This is a genomic window from Yersinia sp. 2542 StPb PI (assembly GCF_048593855.1).
GTDB classification, from domain to species: Bacteria; Pseudomonadota; Gammaproteobacteria; order Enterobacterales; family Enterobacteriaceae; genus Yersinia; species Yersinia enterocolitica_E.
In genome coordinates this window covers 1-741 of sequence record NZ_JAZGQA010000457.1, presented here as the reverse complement: position 1 = coordinate 741, position 741 = coordinate 1, and the positions used below count along the sequence as shown (strand labels likewise).

The following is a 741-nucleotide window of genomic DNA, read 5'->3' as shown; positions in this document are numbered from 1 at the left end:
ATATTGATTTTAAATATATTTAACTTCACTCTTAAATGTATTGTTCAACACAGACAATGCAGAATATCAGTCCGAATATGTTTGAAACATGACAGCTAAATCCACCAATTGGGATTATGTGTTGAAGTCAGTTACCTGAGATAGCCCAGCGTTGTGGCCGACATCTTTTCAGGTTCCCTAACCCCAATAGACTGCATAAAGACCATTAACAGATAATGGAGCTTGCACATGGCTGTCTCCTCCAGAGGACATAATCAGTATGCCGGAATGAGTGGTTGGCGTTGACGGGTTACTTACAGGAGGCTGACCAGCAATGATATCCTCAGTATGCTAATAGACCACTATTTCTAAAAAGCTAAACTCTAGCGATCTCTTAAAACCTTAGAGCAGTACACATAGGGCATTGTTTTAGTCGAAATATAATAACTTCCGTTACGATTTTTAGTGAAGAAAGCAGCCATGGGATGATCATCAACTAAATAAAACCTCGATAGCATCAGATCTGAAAATAAAGATTCATTCACATTATTAGTTTCAGTCACCCAGTTTCTCTTCGATGTTAATAACAAATCATCATTAATCGCTGTTACATCAAAAAAGGTTCTACGACTTATCGTGCCTACTTTCTCATTATTTTTATAAACCACGCCATCAATATAGACAATTCCATTTTTATTATTCATAGAAAATTCGACCATAAGTTTTGTCATTAGTCCCAATTCTTCTCTATGAATGGTCAGA

Annotated in this window: 1 protein-coding gene; it reads right to left on the bottom strand. The window is 36.4% G+C overall.

The genetic code is table 11. From position 1 onward, the window contains the following. Positions 1–362: 362 nt before the first annotated feature. Positions 363–741: hypothetical protein (locus V1952_RS22265; RefSeq protein WP_420075599.1), on the bottom strand; the 379-nt coding region annotated here is incomplete at its 5' end.